The organism is Glutamicibacter sp. MNS18, assembly GCF_026107515.2.
Classification (GTDB): domain Bacteria; phylum Actinomycetota; class Actinomycetes; order Actinomycetales; family Micrococcaceae; genus Glutamicibacter.
On record NZ_JAPCHW010000004.1, the window covers coordinates 72,834 to 89,598 of the forward strand.

Annotated in this window: 15 protein-coding genes and 1 tRNA gene; 10 read left to right on the plus strand and 6 right to left on the minus strand. The window is 63.0% G+C overall.

Translation table 11 applies throughout. The features are described from left to right. Positions 1-29: 29 nt before the first annotated feature. From OK351_RS06060 to OK351_RS06070, 3 genes are read left to right on the plus strand one after another with little or no spacing between them, the layout of a single operon-like run. Positions 30-722: a DUF501 domain-containing protein gene (locus OK351_RS06060; protein WP_265156865.1), complete on the plus strand. Its 693-nt coding sequence runs from the start codon at positions 30-32 to the stop codon at positions 720-722. Further along, entirely contained in the window at positions 719-1,675 is a 957-nt protein-coding gene (locus OK351_RS06065) for a Ppx/GppA phosphatase family protein (RefSeq protein WP_265156867.1), read from the plus strand. The genes OK351_RS06060 and OK351_RS06065 overlap by 4 nt, the downstream gene beginning before the upstream one ends. A 40-nt stretch (positions 1,676-1,715) precedes the next feature. Beyond that, positions 1,716-3,218, plus strand: coding sequence for a S8 family serine peptidase (locus tag OK351_RS06070; RefSeq protein ID WP_265156870.1), 1,503 nt, complete (start codon positions 1,716-1,718; stop codon positions 3,216-3,218). An 88-nt stretch (positions 3,219-3,306) separates the two neighbouring features. Here the strand turns inward: OK351_RS06070 and OK351_RS06075 are convergent, their stop codons facing one another. The 4 genes from OK351_RS06075 to OK351_RS06090 all read right to left on the minus strand — a co-directional run bounded on the left by OK351_RS06075 (position 3,307) and on the right by OK351_RS06090 (position 8,106). Beyond that, the gene (locus OK351_RS06075; RefSeq protein WP_265156872.1) at positions 3,307-4,479 is read right to left on the minus strand and encodes a glycerate kinase; all 1,173 of its coding nucleotides are present in this window, start codon (positions 4,477-4,479) and stop codon (positions 3,307-3,309) included. Then, positions 4,476-5,915, minus strand: coding sequence for a C4-dicarboxylate transporter DctA (dctA, locus tag OK351_RS06080; protein ID WP_265156874.1), 1,440 nt, complete (start codon positions 5,913-5,915; stop codon positions 4,476-4,478). Before dctA ends, OK351_RS06075 begins: the two co-directional genes overlap by 4 nt. Before the next feature lie 82 nt (positions 5,916-5,997). Then, positions 5,998-7,095: a tartrate dehydrogenase gene (locus OK351_RS06085; protein ID WP_265156876.1), complete on the minus strand. Its 1,098-nt coding sequence runs from the start codon at positions 7,093-7,095 to the stop codon at positions 5,998-6,000. Between the two features lie 114 nt (positions 7,096-7,209). After that, on the minus strand, positions 7,210-8,106 hold the full coding sequence (locus OK351_RS06090) for a LysR family transcriptional regulator (protein WP_265156878.1): 897 nt from the start codon (positions 8,104-8,106) through the stop codon (positions 7,210-7,212). A 279-nt stretch (positions 8,107-8,385) separates the two neighbouring features. Here OK351_RS06090 and OK351_RS06095 point away from each other — a divergent pair, with 279 nt between their 5' ends. The 5 genes from OK351_RS06095 (at position 8,386) to ilvA (ending at position 13,960) form a co-directional block, all read left to right on the plus strand. Beyond that, on the plus strand, positions 8,386-9,753 hold the full coding sequence (locus OK351_RS06095; RefSeq protein ID WP_265156880.1) for an NAD(P)/FAD-dependent oxidoreductase: 1,368 nt from the start codon (positions 8,386-8,388) through the stop codon (positions 9,751-9,753). 123 nt (positions 9,754-9,876) lie between these two features. Beyond that, positions 9,877-9,958, plus strand: a tRNA-Leu gene (locus OK351_RS06100). Between the two features lie 471 nt (positions 9,959-10,429). Continuing rightward, complete coding sequence (locus OK351_RS06105; RefSeq protein ID WP_265156882.1) at positions 10,430-11,242, plus strand: Bax inhibitor-1/YccA family protein; 813 nt, start codon at positions 10,430-10,432, stop codon at positions 11,240-11,242. A 142-nt stretch (positions 11,243-11,384) separates the two neighbouring features. Continuing rightward, positions 11,385-12,692 carry an AI-2E family transporter gene (locus OK351_RS06110; RefSeq protein ID WP_265156884.1) on the plus strand — a complete coding sequence of 436 codons (1,308 nt, stop codon included), beginning with the start codon at positions 11,385-11,387 and terminating at the stop codon, positions 12,690-12,692. Further along, a complete protein-coding gene (gene ilvA / locus OK351_RS06115) occupies positions 12,689-13,960 on the plus strand; it encodes a threonine ammonia-lyase (RefSeq protein WP_265156886.1) in 1,272 nt (423 codons plus the stop codon). Before OK351_RS06110 ends, ilvA begins: the two co-directional genes overlap by 4 nt. A gap of 75 nt (positions 13,961-14,035) precedes the next feature. Here ilvA and greA read toward each other — a convergent pair whose 3' ends face one another. Both greA and OK351_RS06125 read right to left on the minus strand, forming a co-directional pair. Then, the gene (gene greA / locus OK351_RS06120) at positions 14,036-14,530 is read right to left on the minus strand and encodes a transcription elongation factor GreA (protein WP_265156888.1); all 495 of its coding nucleotides are present in this window, start codon (positions 14,528-14,530) and stop codon (positions 14,036-14,038) included. Between the two features lie 312 nt (positions 14,531-14,842). Then, the gene (locus OK351_RS06125; protein WP_265156890.1) at positions 14,843-15,235 is read right to left on the minus strand and encodes a DUF4307 domain-containing protein; all 393 of its coding nucleotides are present in this window, start codon (positions 15,233-15,235) and stop codon (positions 14,843-14,845) included. Positions 15,236-15,442: 207 nt separating this feature from the next. On the opposite strand from OK351_RS06125, the gene mca reads away from it, so the two are divergent. Beyond that, on the plus strand, positions 15,443-16,336 hold the full coding sequence (gene mca / locus OK351_RS06130; RefSeq protein ID WP_265157532.1) for a mycothiol conjugate amidase Mca: 894 nt from the start codon (positions 15,443-15,445) through the stop codon (positions 16,334-16,336). A 41-nt stretch (positions 16,337-16,377) separates the two neighbouring features. Further along, the gene (locus OK351_RS06135) at positions 16,378-16,665 is read left to right on the plus strand and encodes a hypothetical protein (protein WP_265156892.1); all 288 of its coding nucleotides are present in this window, start codon (positions 16,378-16,380) and stop codon (positions 16,663-16,665) included. Positions 16,666-16,765: the final 100 nt, after the last annotated feature.

The following is a 16,765-nucleotide window of genomic DNA, read 5'->3' on the forward strand; positions in this document are numbered from 1 at the left end:
ACTGAACCCAGCGGAGAACAAGAAGCAACGTGACTAACCAGCGAATTCATGAGGCCCTGGACGCAACCGGGCGTACCCCCAGCGACCAGGACCTGGACACCCTCTCCCGGCAGCTGAACCGACCGGTCCGCGATGTGGTGGAGATCGGTGCCCGCTGCGTGTGCGGCAACCCGCTGGTGGCCACCACCGCGCCACGGTTGTCCTCCGGGATCCCGTTCCCCACCACCTACTACCTGACCCACCCGGTGATCACTGCAGCGGTCTCCCGGATGGAAGCCGCCGGCGAGATGAACCAGATGAACGAACGGCTGGCCACGGACACCGGGCTGGCCGCGGCCTACCGCGAGGCCCACGAATCCTACCTGGCCAATCGCCAGGCGATCGGGGAACGCTCCGGAACCGGGGCAGTGCCGGAGATCGACGGGGTATCGGCCGGCGGGATGCCTACCCGTGTCAAGTGCCTGCATGTGCTGGTGGGCCATTCGCTGGCCGCCGGACCCGGGGTCAACCCGCTGGGCGACGAGGCCCTGACCGGCATCGCCCAATGGTGGAGCAAGGACAAATGCTACTGCAGCGGCGCCTGGGATACCGAGGGTGAGGCACCGAAACGGGACCGTTCCCGGCATGTGAAGACCCAGGGCGTGGATCCGGAGGCCAAACGCGCCGAGCGGGCCCGCAAGCGGGCCGAGGCGCAGCAGCAGGCCACGGAGGGCAACCAGTGAGGGTCGGCGCCATCGACTGCGGGACGAACTCCATCCGCCTGCTGATTGCCGAGGTGGAACCCAATGGGCAGGGGGTGCAGCTACGTGATGTCCAGCGGCAGATGCGGATCGTCCGGCTCGGCCAGGGGGTTGACGCCACAGGCCGCTTCGCCCAGGAGGCGCTGGAGCGCACCTATGCCGCGGTACGGGACTACGCGCAGCTGCTTGCCGGGAACCAGGTGGCCGCCACCCGCTTCGTGGCCACCTCGGCCACCCGCGATGCCGAGAATCGCGAAGAATTCCTGGACACCGTCACCGGTCTGCTGGGGGTCCGCCCCGAGGTGATCAGCGGGCAGGAGGAAGCCCAGCTCTCCTTTGCCGGGGCCACCGGTGTGCTCCAGGCCCATCCGGGCACCGAACGGCTGGTCATCGACCTGGGCGGTGGATCCACCGAATTCGTCATCGGCGCCGGCAACACCCCGCGCGCAGCCATCAGCATCGACATGGGGTGCGTACGTGTCACCGAACGCTTCTTCACCTCCGGGGCGCCGGATGCCGCCATGCTCCAGCGCGCGGCGGACTTCATTGACGGGCAGCTGCAGCAGCTTGACGAGCTAGATTTTTCCGCATTGCACGATGTGGTGGGGGTGGCCGGGACCATCACCACGTTGACCGCCCAGGCCCTGGAATTGTCCTCCTACGAATCGGCTGCGATCCACGCCGCCGAACTGGACTTCTCCAAGCTGCGCCGGGCTTGTACGCAGATCATCGACATGGACCGCGCCCAACGTGCAGCCCTGGGATTCATGCACCCTGGCCGGGTGGATGTGATCGCCGCCGGTGCGCTGATCGTCGAACGCATCACACACTACCTGCAGCGGGTCACAGAACACCGGGTGAATAGGCTCATTGCGTCTGAGCAGGATATTCTCGATGGAATCGCGCTCTCGGTGGCCGCCGGGCAGCGCGCCTAGCGACCCCATTGCCAACGGATTCGGGTTTGAGGAGGAGCAGATGACTCCACGCAGCACCGCGGGACGACCGCGCACCCTGCTGCTGGCACTGGCCATGGGCCTGAGTCTGGTGCTCGCGGTGGGCGGCAACCTGGTGTTCGCCCCCACCGCCCGCGCCGACACGATCCGTGATGCACAGTACTGGCTGGACTCTCTGGGCATCACCGAAGCCCAGCGGAGCAGCAAGGGCAAGGGAGTGAAGGTCGCGGTGATCGATACCGGGATCGATACCTCCCACCCGGACCTGAAAGGGGTCGTGACCGGTGGCACCGATGTCTCCGGTGCCGGCCAGGCGCTGGGCGACAAGCCGATCGGGGCGGCTAGCGAACACGGTACCCTGGTGGCCACCCTGCTCGCCGGACGAGGCAACAACGGCCAGGAGATCGACCGCATCAAGGCGGAAAACGAGAAGCTGAAAAACGCCTGGGAGAAGGCCAAGAAGCAGGCGGAAGAAGACGACGAGGACATCCCCGAGGAACCCGAGTACGAAACCGTGCCGCGGCCAGCCGCGGGACCCAATGGCGTACTGGGGGTGGCCCCGGAAGCTGAGATCCTGTCGGTCTCCCTGTGGATGGGCGGACAAAACCCGGCCGGGATCCCGGTCGAGGAACAGATACCGCAAGCGGTGCGCTGGGCCGTGGATAACGGGGCCAAGGTCATCAACATGTCACTGGGATCCACCAGTCCGGCGTGGCCCGAAAGCTGGGATAAGGCCTTCAAGTACGCCGAGGACAATGATGTGGTGATCGTCGCCGCCGCCGGAAACCGATCGGGCGGCATGAGCCAGGTCGGCGCGCCGGCCACGATTCCCGGGGTGCTGACCGTGGCCGGAGTCGACGAATCGGGGCAGGCCTCGAAGGACTCGTCCACCGAGGGAATCTCCATCGGTGTCGCGGCTCCGGCCGAACCCCTGGTCGGCGGCATGCCCGGTGGCGACTACGCCCGCTGGTCCGGTACCTCGGGAGCGGCACCCCTCGTTTCCGGTGTGGTGGCGATGATCCGCTCCAAGTACCCGCAAATGAAGGCCCCGCAGGTGATCAACCGGATCCTGCAAACGGCCCGCGACGCCGGCAGCCCCGGAGTGGACAACCTGTACGGCTACGGGATCCTGGATGCCGAGGCCGCGCTCAACGCCGAGGTCCCACTGGCCGAAACCAACCCCCTGGACACCATTACCGAATGGATCCGTATCCATCGGCGCAGCACCGATGAGACGGACGATGCGGTCAAGGATCCGGGGATATCGATGGAAAAGTCGGACCTCGAGCAGGTTGCCGCACCGCAGGCCATCGCCCCGGATGGCAGCACCCCTCCGATGCAACCGGCCCTGGTTATCGGTGGCGGAGTGTTGCTATTGCTGTTGTTTGGGCTGGGTAGCTGGCAGGTGAGCCGGGCCAACCGCAAATACCAGCTCTCCCGGCAGAATAATGTCGCGGCCCTGAGCGACTTGAAGGTCTCCAAACGCCCGGGGGACCGGGACCTGTTCGACGACGTCCCGGAGTAGGCCGGAGGCACGCGGCAGTAGGGCCGGTATCCGTGAAATTCACGGATATCGGCCCTACCGTGTTTTCCGACCCTGCCCGGTGGGCGTCTCATCCACCGGCCGGAACCCTTGCCAGCACTTGCTGGGCCAGCTGCCGACCGAGTTGCTCCAGCAGTTGGGCGGTGGGACGTGCCTCGCTGCGTGGGTTCTCCCCGGTCAGCTCGGCGAGTGTGAAAACCTTGGAGAAACCCGCTTGGGTGGCGGTGAACTCATCGAGTGCGCTTCGCGCGCCCACCGCCACCACCTCGGTGTGCGCCGCGTTCGCGGCAATCAGTCCCGGCAAACTGCCTGCCAGCGTCTGCGCATCGAGACATTCTTCGCCGGTGATCACCAGATCGCAGTGTGTCGCATGCCCCTTGAAGTCCAGCAGGTCCATGAAGTACTGTGCGCCGCTGGTGGCTCTGGCGCCCAGGACCAGGCAGCCGAAGCCCAGTCCGCCTGCACTGCCTGCGCGCGGTTGCCCAGCGGCTTGTGCCGGAGCCATCCAGCCGGGCAACTGCCAGTGGCTCTGCCTGTCCATGACCCGGACCAGGTTCACCAGGCCGCTTTCCAGCTGGCGGATCATGGCGGGATCCGCGCCCGTGTGTGGACCGAACTGGTGCGCGGCACCGGCGGGGCCGGTCAGCGGGTTGCGGACATCGGTTGCCGCCACCAACTCGACGTTCGCCAGCCGCGGATCAGGCCGGCCGGTAATCCGGGCGATCCTGTGCAGCTCGCCGCCGCTGCCATGCAGCCGCTGGCCGTGGGCATCGGAGAAGTGCAGGCCCAGGGCGCTGAGCATCCCCATTGCGCCATCGGTGCCCGCGCTGTCGCCCAGAGCCACCACGATGCGCCGCGCCCCGACCTGAAGGGCGGCCCGGATCAACTGGCCGATTCCGTGGCTGCCGGATCGCAGTGGTTGCTGACGAGCACCTTGCCGTAGGGTGGCGCCGCAGCTGTTGTCCATCTCCACCACGGCCGTATACCCGTCGAACGCGAATTCGCTGCGGACCATCTGGCCGGAGGCTTTGGTGACAGTCACCGGCTGGGCGAAGAAGCCTGCCGCAATGGCCGCCTGGACGCTGCCTGCCCCGCCATCGGCCAAGGGAAGTTCGGTGATGGAACCGGCCGGCACGCCACCGCGCCGCAGTCCGTTGGCAAGTGCCGCGCACACTTCACCGGCGGTCAGTGACCCACTGAACTTGTTCGGTGCGATGAGGATCCGGGGCTTATGTTCGGTCATTTGCCTGTCACCTGTTGCAGCTGGGGATGCTGCGGGCAGTGCTGGTGCTCGGCGGCAGGGGCCGAATCGTGTAGCCTGGAACCAGCCTGGAGCGCCGGCGGCTCCTCGGTCAAAGAATCGGCCAGGGTCTCCGGTTCAGGGATCTCACCGTTGAAAACCGCGCGGGCACGCTCCACATCAAGGGTCCGATCCCAGCGGGCGACAAAAAGGGCGGCGACCGCATTACCGGTAAAGTTAACTAGGGCCCTGCATTCGCTCATGAACTTGTCGATGCCGAAGACCAGCATGATGCCCGCAGCAGGAACCGTTCCCAAGGTGCTCAGAGTTGCCGTCAGGGCAATGAATCCACCGCCTGCCACCCCGGCGGCACCCTTGGAGGTCAACAACATCAGAGCCAGCAGACCCAGCTGCTGGGTGATGCTCAAGTTGCTGCTGGTTGCTTGGGCGATGTAGAGACCCGCAAGCGAAAGGTAGATCGCGGCCCCGTCGAGGTTGAAGCTGTATCCTGTGGGGACCACCAGGCCCACGGTCTCACGCTTGACCCCGGCATGTTCCAGTTTTCGCATCAATCCAGGTAGCGCTGGTTCGGCGGTGGAGGTACCGATGATCAGGATGTACTCTTCCTTGAACATCCGCATCATCTTGAACAGGTTTAGTCTCAGGAAGGCCATGACCGAGCCCAGGGCGATGACAACGAACAGGATCGAGGTCGTGTAGAACAGGATGATCAGACCTCCCATACTGGTCAATGAGGATACGCCGAAGGCCCCCACGGCGTAGGCCATGGCCCCGAAGGCGCCCAAAGGAGCCGCCTTCATGATGAATCCCAGGATCTTGAACATGACGTCGGTCAATCGGCGTACAGCCTCGAGCACCGGTGCCCCCACCTTTCCCAAGGCATTGACCGCGATGCCGAAGATCACCGCAATGAAGATGACCTGCAGGATGTCGCCGTGGACAAAAGGCCCGACGGTACTCGTGGGAATGACGTTCATCAGGATTTCCCACCACTGTTGTTCCTCACCGGCCTTGATTAGGTCGGCAGCGGAACCGGTGGCCTGCAGCATGGCGGGATCGGCGTTGACACCTTCGCCGAGACGGAAAACATTGATGGCAACCAACCCGAAAAGCATGGCCACGATCGTGCCGACCTGGAAGTAGGTCAGCGCCTTCAAGCCAGTCATGCCCACTTTCTTCAGATCGGCAACGCTGGCGATACCTCCGACGATGGTGAGGAACACGATGGGCCCGATGAGCATTTTCATTGCGTTGATGAAGGTGCTCCCGATCGGTTCCATGGCCGCCCCCACCTCCGGGGCGAGCCAGCCAAGCAGGATGCCGGCGATAATCGCCATCAGCACCCAGGCGTACAACTGCCGGTACCAGCGGGTCTTGGGGCGGCGACGTGTCGATGATGAGCTTTGAGAGTGGTCCATGATTCCTGCCTGGTGAGATCCTGAGGTACGGGGGGGACTAAGGCGGCGGTTCGAGGCCGCCGCCATAGCCCGTTCGGCCGAATTAGATGGCGGCTAGGGTACGGGTCAGCGCGGTGACTACCGCGTCGGTGACGTCGCCGGTGCTTGCGGTACCACCCACGTCGCGGGTCAGTGCTCCGGAAGCCGTGGCCTGCTCAATGGCGGCTTCCACGGCACGGGCCTCGGCGTGCAACCCGAAGTGCTCAAGCATCAGGGCGGCGCTGGCGATGGCGCCAATGGGATTGCTGATTCCCTGTCCGGCAATATCCGGTGCCGAGCCGTGGACCGGTTCAAACATCGAGGGGAAGCGGCGCTCCGGGTTCAGATTGGCGCTTGCGGCCAGTCCGAGGCTGCCGGCCAGGGCCGAACCCAAGTCCGAGAGGATGTCGGCGTTCAAGTTCGACGCGACGACAACCGAAAGCTGTTCCGGGTTGAGGATGAATTTGGCACTCATGGCGTCGACCAGCACGCTCTCGGTGGCCACATCCGGGTAGTCCTTGGCCACTCGGGCGAAGACCTCGTCCCACAGCACCATGCCGTATTGCTGGGCATTGGACTTGGTGACCGAGGAAACCTTCTTCACACTGCGGGTGCGGGCCAGGTCGAAAGCGAAACGGATGATGCGTTCACAACCCTTTTCGGTGAACAGGGAAGACTGGACGGCTACCTCGTTTCCCTGGCCGCGGCCCGAGAGATTTCGTCCACCAACCCCGGCATATTCGCCTTCGCTGTTCTCGCGCACCACAATCCAGTCCAGCTCGGTGTCATCGGCCTTGCGCAACGGCGAGGTGACGCCCGGCAGGAACTTTACCGGACGGATGTTCGCCCACTGGTCGAAGTTCTGGGTGATGTTCAGCCGTAGGCCCCACAGGCTGACGTGGTCGGCCACATTGCGCCATCCGACGGCACCGAAATAGATGGCGTCGTAGTCCTTCAAGGTTTCCAGCCCGTCCTCGGCCATCATCTTCCCGGTGCGCTCGTAGTATTCCGAACCCCAATCGAATTCGGACCACTCAAACGCGAAGCGGCCTCCGGAGTTGGCGGCCAGCGCGTCAAGCACGGTACGCCCGGCGGTGACAACTTCCTGGCCGACCCCATCACCGGGAATGGCGGCGATCTTGAAAGTCTGGTTGGTGCTCAATGGAATCTCCTTGGATCAGTGTTAGCGGCATCACGCCGTCTGTCACTATCCATTGGAGACTGGCATCACACTATTCGTCCAAGACCTGATTCCGATGAAGTGTATAGATATCTCCTATGCATACAGGTCGCCAATGGTTTCGGCGACTTGTAGGAAGCCCTGGGCTGCGGGAGTCAAATGTTCGGTGCGGCTGAGTAATGCGACATGGAGGTACTCGCGTGGGGTGATCATCAAGGTGCGCAGCCCCGACCGGCGGGCTGTGGATTTCCAAGCTGCGGGCATCACCGCATGGCCGATGCCCGCGGAAACCAGGGGCAGGATGGAGGTGCGGTGGGCAACCTGGGCCGCAATATGGATCGCGGCCCCGGCGGATACCGCCTCGTCGATCAGGCGGCGCATTTGCGAGCCCCGTTGGCTGGCAATCATGCGGTGACCGGCCAGGGTGTGCAATTCAATGTCCGTCTGATCCGGTTCGAAAACATCGGCATGCGGATTGACGATCAGGATGAATGGCTGGGGCTTCAGTTGCAGCACGTTCATTCCGGCAACCTGAATCGTGGAAGGTGTTCCGGCCAAACCTATTTCGGTTTGCCCGCTGCGCACCGAGTCGATGACTTCTTCGGGGGTGAATGCTGCCCGGATATCAAGCTGCACTCCCGGAAAACTAGCGCTGTAAGCGGAGCTCAGGGTTGCCATTGGTTCGATTCCCGGTGATGGCATGGTGATCAATTCAAGCCGGCCCGAAGTCAGGGATTTCACGGACTGTACTGCAGCGACAGCGGATTCCAAGTCGCGCATGACCTGACGAGCAGGACCGAGTAGCTCACGTCCGGCATTGCTGAGCACAGCGGTGCGGCCGATGCGGTGGAAGAGCGAGACACCCAGGTCACGTTCCAGCGAAGAGACGCTTTGGCTTAGTGAAGGTTGGGCAATAAACAATTGCTCGGCCGCCCGGCTGAAGCCCCCGTAATCCACGACGGCCAAGAAGTACTTTAGCTTTCTGGTGTCCATCTCCGTGCCTTTCGCGGGGGTGCGGTCTGGTTTTGTTCCACGATAGCCCGACGCGGCAATGAAGTAGACAGGGATGTTGTCTAGCCTGGAGCGACTGAAGGCCTGTATGCATTGCATGAAGCAGTGCACCGGCCAGGACGAAATTTACCACCAGTTCCGGGTGCGGAATTGCGAACTTCCCGCTCTTCTGGTGTCCACGACTGGGGGTGTGTGTACGGGCTTGCCGCAAACTTAGTGAATGTTTTCACTAACTCGGGTTTTCCGCGTAGAATCGGGCGTATGTCAATCATCGAAAGCGCGCAAAAGCGCCCCCGCATCCTCGTTGTCGGCGGTGGCTACGTCGGCCTCTACGTCGCAATGAATCTCCAGAAGAAGGTCAAGGCCCACGGCGGTATCGTCACCGTGGTGGATCCGAACCCCTACATGACCTACCTGCCGTTCCTGCCCGAGGTGGCAGGCGGCCAGATCGAACCACGGCATATCGTGGTTTCGCACCGTCAGCACCTGAAGCACTCCGAGCTGATCAACGGGCACGTCACCAACATCGACCATGCGAACAAGAAAGCCGTGATCGCTCCGGTGAACGGCGAAAGCTTCGAGCTGGAGTACACCGACGTGGTGATGAGTGCCGGATCGGTGACCCGCACCTTCCCCATCCCGGGGCTGGCCGAGGCCGGTATCGGATTGAAGACCATTGAGGAAGCCACTGCGCTGCGTAACCAGGTGGCCGAGCGCATCGAGTCGGCTTCGAATATGACCGATGCCGCGGCACGCAAGCGCGCGCTGACCTTCGTAGTGGTCGGTGGCGGCTTCGCCGGTATCGAAACCATCACCGAGATCGAGGACATGGCCCGCCACGCCATCGCATTGAACGACCGGATCGCTGATGACGAGGCACGTTTCGTTCTGGTGGAGGCCATGGGTCGCATCATGCCGGAAGTCACCGAGGATCAGGCCCTGTGGGTTGTCGACCACCTGCGCAGCCGCGGTATCGAGGTGCTGCTGAACACCTCGTTGGCCGACGCCACCGACGGGACCCTGCAGCTAATCAACATGGCCGACAAGTCCCCGGCGGGTACCTTCGAATCCGACACCCTGATCTGGTGTGCCGGTGTCATGGCCAACCCGATGGTCCGCTCCACCGATTTCCAGATCGAACAGCGCGGTCGTATTGAAACCCGCACCGACCTGCGCATCAAGGACGCGAATGGCGAGGCCCTGGACGGCGCCTGGGCCGCTGGCGATATCTCGGCCGTTCCGGACGTCACCGGTGGCCTGCCGGACGGCACCTGCGTGCCCAACGCCCAGCACGCCGTGCGCCAGGCCAAGTTGCTGGCCAAGAACCTCTACGCCAACCGTTACGGTGTGGGCCGCGTCAAGGAATACAAGCACAAGAACATCGGTGCCGTGGCCGGATTCGGACGCAACAAGGGCGTGGCCCGCATCAAGGCCATCAAGCTCAAGGGCTGGTGGGCCTGGATGGCGCACCGTGGCTACCACGGTATGGCCATGCCGACCTTTGAACGCAAGTTCCGTGTCCTGGGCGACTGGATGGTGGCCTGGTTCTTCACCCGCGACTCGTTGCAGCTGAACAACCTGGACAACCCCCGCAAGGCCTTCGAGGAATCGGCCGCGCCGAAGAAGTAGCCGCATCCTCGCGATGATTGACCGGCTGCGGGCCGGCGCCTCCCGGTGCCGGCCCGCACTTCTTCGTTTCGGGTTCCCGAATTTCTGAAATCGGCAAATTATCGCGTAGGATTTTTGATGCTGGCCCCCATGGTGGAATTGGCATACACGGCTGACTTAAAATCAGCTGCCGCAAGGCTTGTGGGTTCGAGTCCCACTGGGGGTACTAACAATGTGAGGCCGCTACTTCCCTGCAAACACGGGGCAGTAGCGGCCTTTCACTTTGCCGTCACGCCGTTTTTGAGCACTTTTTGGGCACAATCCTGTCTGAAACGGCATCAGATGCTTCGCGCCGCCACATTGTCCAGATCGTCATCGAACAGTTCCGGGTGGGTGTCCATGGCCTCGGCCGCGTTGCGGTTTCAACCTTCCTGTGGGGCGTTTTGGCGTGGGTCTGGCATCGATGGACGGGCCGGTCGTGAAGCGGCACCGGGGCAGCCGGCGCCAAGCCGGATCGCGCCCAATGCTGTGAAATACCTGAGTTTTCGACCCGGATTCTCTGTTTAAGCTGCTGGGGGAGGGAACTCATCACATCTGATGAGTTCCCTGAGGAAGAATTACCGTAGGATTTAAGTTAAGTATCTGAGGCCACACCGCGTACGTGGTTCATACCTTGACCATATGAGGGGAAAAGACCTTGAACGGAAACCCGATCTTCGACTCCAAGAACCAGGCCCAGACCTGGGGCACAAAGAAGTCCCAGAATCCTGTGGGCTTCCATAACGCACCGCAGATGAGCGCCAGCCAGCTGGAGGACATGTACCAGCAGCCGGCGGCAACTGGTGCGGATACCGGTCGGATGACCATCGGTGACACCATCAACAAGACCATCATCACCCTGGCCCTGGTGGCCGTTGGTGCCGGTCTGGGGTGGATCATGCCGATGCTGATGCTTCCGGGCGCTATCGTCGGCCTGGTGCTCGGCTTGGTCAACGCCTTCAAGAAGCAGCCTTCCCCGCCACTGATCCTCGCCTACGCGTTGGCCCAGGGGGCTTTCCTCGGCGGCCTGTCGATGTTCCTGAACTCGTTGTACCCGGGTGTGGCCATCCAGGCGTTGGTGGCTTCGCTGGCCGTCGCCGGAACCACCTTGGCACTCTACCGCTCGGGCAAGTACCGGATGAGCCCGAAGCTGAACAAGATGTTCTTCATTGCCATGATCGGCATGATCGTCTTCTCGCTGCTGAACTTCGTGCTGATGATGACCGGTGCCATCGAGGGCATGTTCGGTCTTCGCAGCGCCGGTGGCGGTATGCTGGGCCTGGTCATCGGTGTGCTGGCCGTGCTGCTGGCGACCTACGCGCTGGTTTCCGATTTCACCATGATCGAGGACCTGTCCAATCGTGGTGCCCCGGCCATCATGGCCTGGCGCGGAGCCTTCGGCCTGACGATGACCCTGGTCTGGATGTACGTCGAGATCCTGCGCATTCTGTCCATCCTGCGCGGCGACTGATAATCATATTGAACGTTCAAACCGGAAGCGGTATCTAATATGGATACCGCTTCCGGTTTTTTGTCACAATCAGTTCATAGAACGAGGGTCCCGTGAAACGAAAGGGTAGCTTAGAGCCATGAAGAGCAGGAGGTTTTCGTGGGTGCGCCGCCTCAAGGTGGTCCCACCGGTGAAACCCGACCCGCAGGTCGAGGACATCGAACTGAATCCCGTGCCCTTTGACCAAAGCGAGGACCTGCCGTACGCGATGCGTATCGCCGCCTCGTGGGCGTGGCGGTTCCTGGTCGTGGTGATCGCCGCGGGCGTGGCGATCTGGCTGTTGTCCAAGATCTCGCTGTTGCTGATCCCGTTGATGATCGCCGCACTGTTGACCGGTTTGCTCGGCCCCCTGGTCGAGCTGCTGAACAGGAAACTGAACGTTCCGCGCGGCCTGGCCGTGGGGATCACCGTGATCGGCTTCCTGGCCATGGTGGTCAGCGGGCTGACCATGGTCGGCCAACGCCTCGGGGCGGGGTTCAGCGCCTTGTGGAACCAAGTGGTCATCGGCATCTACCAGGTGCAGGACTGGCTGTTCAACGGCCCGCTGCAACTGAGCAATGACGATGTGGCCGGAGTCATCAACGACACCCTGCTGCAGGTGCGGTCCAACGCCTCGAACATCCTGGGTGAGGCGCTGAGCTGGGGGTCCTACCTGGGACAGTTCCTCACCGGAATACTGCTGGCGATCTTCGCCCTGGTTTTCCTGCTGCTGGATGGACGCAGGATCGGCACCTTCCTGGTGAACCTGTTGCCACGCCGGGCCCGTCCGGCCATGGACGGGGCGGCAACCCGCGGCTGGAACTCCATGGTCCGTTATGTGCGGGTCCAGGTGTTGGTGGCCTTCATCGACGCGGTCGGCATCGGCCTGGGCGCCTACTTCCTGGGCGTGCCGTTGGTCCTGCCCCTGGGGGTGCTGGTGTTCCTGGGCTCGTTTATCCCGATCCTTGGTGCCCTGGTGACCGGGGCCTTGGCGGTGCTGTTGGCACTGGTGGCCAATGGCTGGGTCAATGCGCTGATCATGCTGGCCGTGGTGCTGGTGGTGCAGCAGGCCGAATCGAATCTGCTGCAACCACTGATCATGGGCAAGGCCGTGAGCCTGCACCCGCTGGCCGTGGTGATGGCCGTGGCCGGGGGCACCATGGTGGCCGGGATCGCTGGGGCACTATTCGCCGTGCCGATCCTGGCGGTGCTGAACTCGGTGGTCAAGTATATTGCGCACCGGGCCTGGGAGCACGACCCGTTCGTCCTGGAACACTACGGGTCCCAGGACCGTGGTCCGCGGTTCACCGAAGCGGCCCGAAATCCGCAGGCGGCAACCCCGCGCCCTTCACCCACCGCAGAACCTGCCAGCCTGGCGACCGTGCAGCCAGCGGGCAGGGACGAATCCGAATCGAACGAGGAAAAACCGTGAGTACTGCAGAACACCTACCCGTGACCCTGGCGGACATCGAAGCGGCCCGTAAAGTGTTGGCGCCGGTCATTTCGCTGACCCCGGTGGAACATTCACGGGTGCTATCCCGCCAGGTCGGTTCCGAGGTGTTCCTCAAGTGCGAGAATATGCAACGCGCCGGGTCCTTCAAGGTGCGCGGCGCCTACGTGCGCATGAGCAAGCTCAGCGCCGAGGAAAAGGCCCGCGGCGTGGTCGCCGCCTCGGCAGGTAATCATGCCCAGGGTGTTGCCCAGGCCGCAGCCCACCTGGGCATCAGGGCGCGGATCTACATGCCGGTTGGTGTGGCGCTACCCAAATTGACCGCCACCCGCGACCACGGGGCCGAAGTGGTGCTGCACGGGGCGACGGTGGATGAAGCCCTGGCCGAGGCACAACGCTACGCCGATGAATCCGGCGCCGTTTTCGTGCACCCCTTCGACCACCCGGATATCATCGCCGGGCAGGGGACCATCGGGCTGGAACTGCTGGAACAACTGCCTGAGGTGGATACCGTGCTGATGGGCGTGGGCGGTGGTGGCCTGCTGGCCGGGGTGGCCGTGGCGTTGAAGGAAAAGGCCCGGGAACTGGGACGCGAAATCAAGGTGATCGGTGTGCAGGCGGAAAACGCGGCTGCCTACCCGCCGTCATTGGCCGCCGACGCGCTGGTTCCGTTGGATACCGTGAACACCATTGCCGACGGTATTGCCGTGGGCCGGCCGGGCCAATTGCCCTTCCAGATCGTCAAGGCACTGGTGGACGACGTGGTCACCGTCTCCGAGGATGCACTGGCCCAGGCGCTGGTGGTCCTGCTGGAACGCAATAAGCTGGTGGTCGAACCCGCCGGCGCGGTCGGGGTGGCGGCGTTGATGGAGAACCTGCTGGAAAAGCACGGCATCGAATCCCGTACCTGTGCAGTGATCCTCTCGGGCGGCAACATCGACCCGCTGCTGATGCTCAAGGTGATCCAACGCGGCTTGGCCGCGGCCGGCCGCTACCTGACCTTCCGGATGATGCTGCCGGACCGCCCCGGAGCGCTGGCCAGCATCTCGCGGATCATCGCCGAATCCGATGCGAACGTCACCCGGCTGGACCATACCCGGATCGGCGGCTCGCTGTCGATGGGGGATGTGGCGATCACCGTGGATATGGAAACCCGGGGCCACCAGCATTCGGAAACCGTGCTGAACAACCTGCGGGCCGAGGGGTTCGAACCGGTTGTCACCAATGCCGCCGGCGGTTCGGTCGCCTGAATCCCCGGCTTAAGCCACACGGCCCCGGAGCCCGCCGATGGATGCGGGTTCCGGGGCCGTGCCGGTGGGCCGTAACTAGATCTTGTACGGCTTGGCGGAGAGGATCTCCACGGTGATGTCTCGGCCGTTGGGGGCCAGGTAGCTGAGCTTGTCGCCCACCTTGGCACCGTGCACGGCGTTGCCGATGGGGGACTGCTCGGAGTAGACCTCAAGGTCCGAATCCCCGGCCACCTCGCGGCTGCCGAACAGGAAAGTGGTCTCGTCGCCGGCGATCTTTGCCACGACCAGCATGCCGGGCTCCACCACGCCATCGTCGGCCGGGGCCTCGCCGACATGCGCACGGCGCAGCAGATCGGTCAGGTAGACAATGCGCCCCTCGGCCTTGCCCTGCTCTTCACGCGCCGCATGGTAGCCGCCGTTTTCCTTCAGGTCGCCTTCGGACCGTGCCTGCTCGATGCGGGCGACGATTTCAGCACGTCCCGGGCCGGAGAGGAAAGTCAGTTCCTCTTTCAGCCGATCATAGGCTTCCTGAGTCAGCCACACTGCAGGTTCGTTGCTGTTGGTGCTCACGTTGTACTCCCTTACGGTAATTGAAAGACTTCGCCGCACCACCGGCCCTTGCCCCCTGGTCGGGGGCATCGGCGGAAACGGACATCAAGATGGTGCCCGAGCGACGAAGTCAGTTTTGTTACGATTCTGCCGGGTTGGACACCATCGGCATCTAACAAGCAAAAGACCCCGCAGGTGCAATGGATGAATCGCGCTGATTCAATCACTGAGCCGTTGCGGGGCGAAACGTACTTTCATCGATAATAGTCGGGATCCGGGGATTTACCCAATAACCTGATCGCTCTGGGCGAAATGCCCCGGAAATGTTACCGTCTAGAAATCCTGCGGCACCGTGTAGCATTCCTCGATTCCGGCCGTGGTGGCCAGATTCTCCGTTCGTAGCGGAACGTCCAGGTTCACCCGGACATGGCGCGGTGTCGGTTCGGACTCGAGGACCAGGGACTTGAAGCCGACGATGGCGTAGCTGTCGTTCATCGCCCGGATATCGCACTGGATGCGGTCCCTGGTGTTGTAGGAAACCTCGATGCTGGCGACGGCCTCGGTCTCCGAGGTGATCCTGAAGCCCAGGTCGTTCGCGGAAATCTGGGAAAAGCTGTTCAAACCGATGTAGCCTGCCCCGGCAACCCCCACCGCCAGCGCACCGGCAATCAACCAGTTGCGTGACTTGCGGTTCAGGCGTTTCTTGGGTGTATGGTAACGACCCATTAAGCTGGGATCAGACATGCGGTGCCTCTTGATACTCTCTGAACGAATCCGGATGGGAGCCTCTCCCAGTCTAGTGCCCGAGGAGCCAAAGGAATATTTGATCCCGGGTGAGAGTTGTCATTGACGGTGCCGTGCGCAGCAGAGCCCGAACCGGCCTCAGCGAATGCAAGAAGGAAGAGCTTAGTGGAGATTCACGACGTGAAGAAGATGCCGCCGTCCCAGGGGCTACGCCTGATGGCGATCCATGCGCACCCGGATGACGAATCCTCCAAGGGGGCGGCGACCATGGCCGCCTATGTGGATGCCGGAGCCGAGGTCATGGTGGTGACTTGCACCGGTGGCGAACGTGGTGACATCCTCAATGCGGCGGCCGGGGAACTGGCCCACGCCCACCGCGACCTTCCCGGCGTCCGCCGCGGCGAGATGGCCGAAGCAGCCAGGGTGCTGGGGATCGAACACCGTTGGCTGGGCTACGTGGACTCGGGCCTTCCGCAGGGTGATCCGCTGCCGGACCTTCCCTTCGGTGCGTTCGCCTCGCAACCGGTGGAGATCGCCTCGGCCGGATTGATCAAATTGATCCGCGAATTCCGTCCCCACGTCATCACGACCTATGACGAGAACGGCGGTTATCCGCACCCGGACCACATCCATGCTCACAAGTTGGCCCTTTTTTCCTTCGAACATGCCGCGAACCCGAGAATGTACCCGCATCTGGGTGATGCATGGGAGGTGCGCAAGCTCTACTACGACCGGGCCTTTGCCCCGGACCGTTTCCGCGCCCTGCATTACGCCATGATCGATGCCGGGTATGAGTCTCCTTACACCGAGCGGGTCAAACGTTGGGAAGAGGACCAGCAAGACCAGATGTTCAGCTGGGTTTCACCGCACACCACCACAACACAGGTGCATTGCGCCGACTACTTTTCCAAGCGTGATCAGGCGCTTTTGGCGCACCGAACGCAGATCGACCCGGAAGGCTTCTTCTTCGCGGTGCCCGAGCACATCTATGCCGAGCACTGGCCGTGGGAGGACTACACCTTGATCACCTCCAAGGTTTCCACCGAGCTGCCCGAATCGGACCTGTTCGCCGGACTAAGATAGAGCCTAGGCATACACGTTCCAGAAATGAGTTGTACTACACCGTGAACTACCTTTACCTGCTCGTGGCTTCGGTTCCGGCCAACGAGTCAACCTCCAGCTACAACCCGGTCAGCCAGTCGGGCCCCGGTTTCCTGGGTTTCGTGTTCACCGCGCTGCTGGCCGCTACCGCGATCTTCCTGATTCGCGACATGGTGCGCCGGGTCCGCCGGGTCCGCTACACCTCGGAGGCCGAATCCCGGCAGGAACGCCTGGTCACCCGTGGACAGTCGCGCCCGTTGCAGGAATCCGAGGACGAGATCGACCCCAAGACCAGGGAAGACCGGCCGTAGGGCGGGCTCACCCCGCAACCGTTCCGAAGCCTTCCGCATCCCGCCGTCACGCGGGAACGGGAGGCTTTGCGCTATCCGGCCCACCTGGGTCGGCAAAATC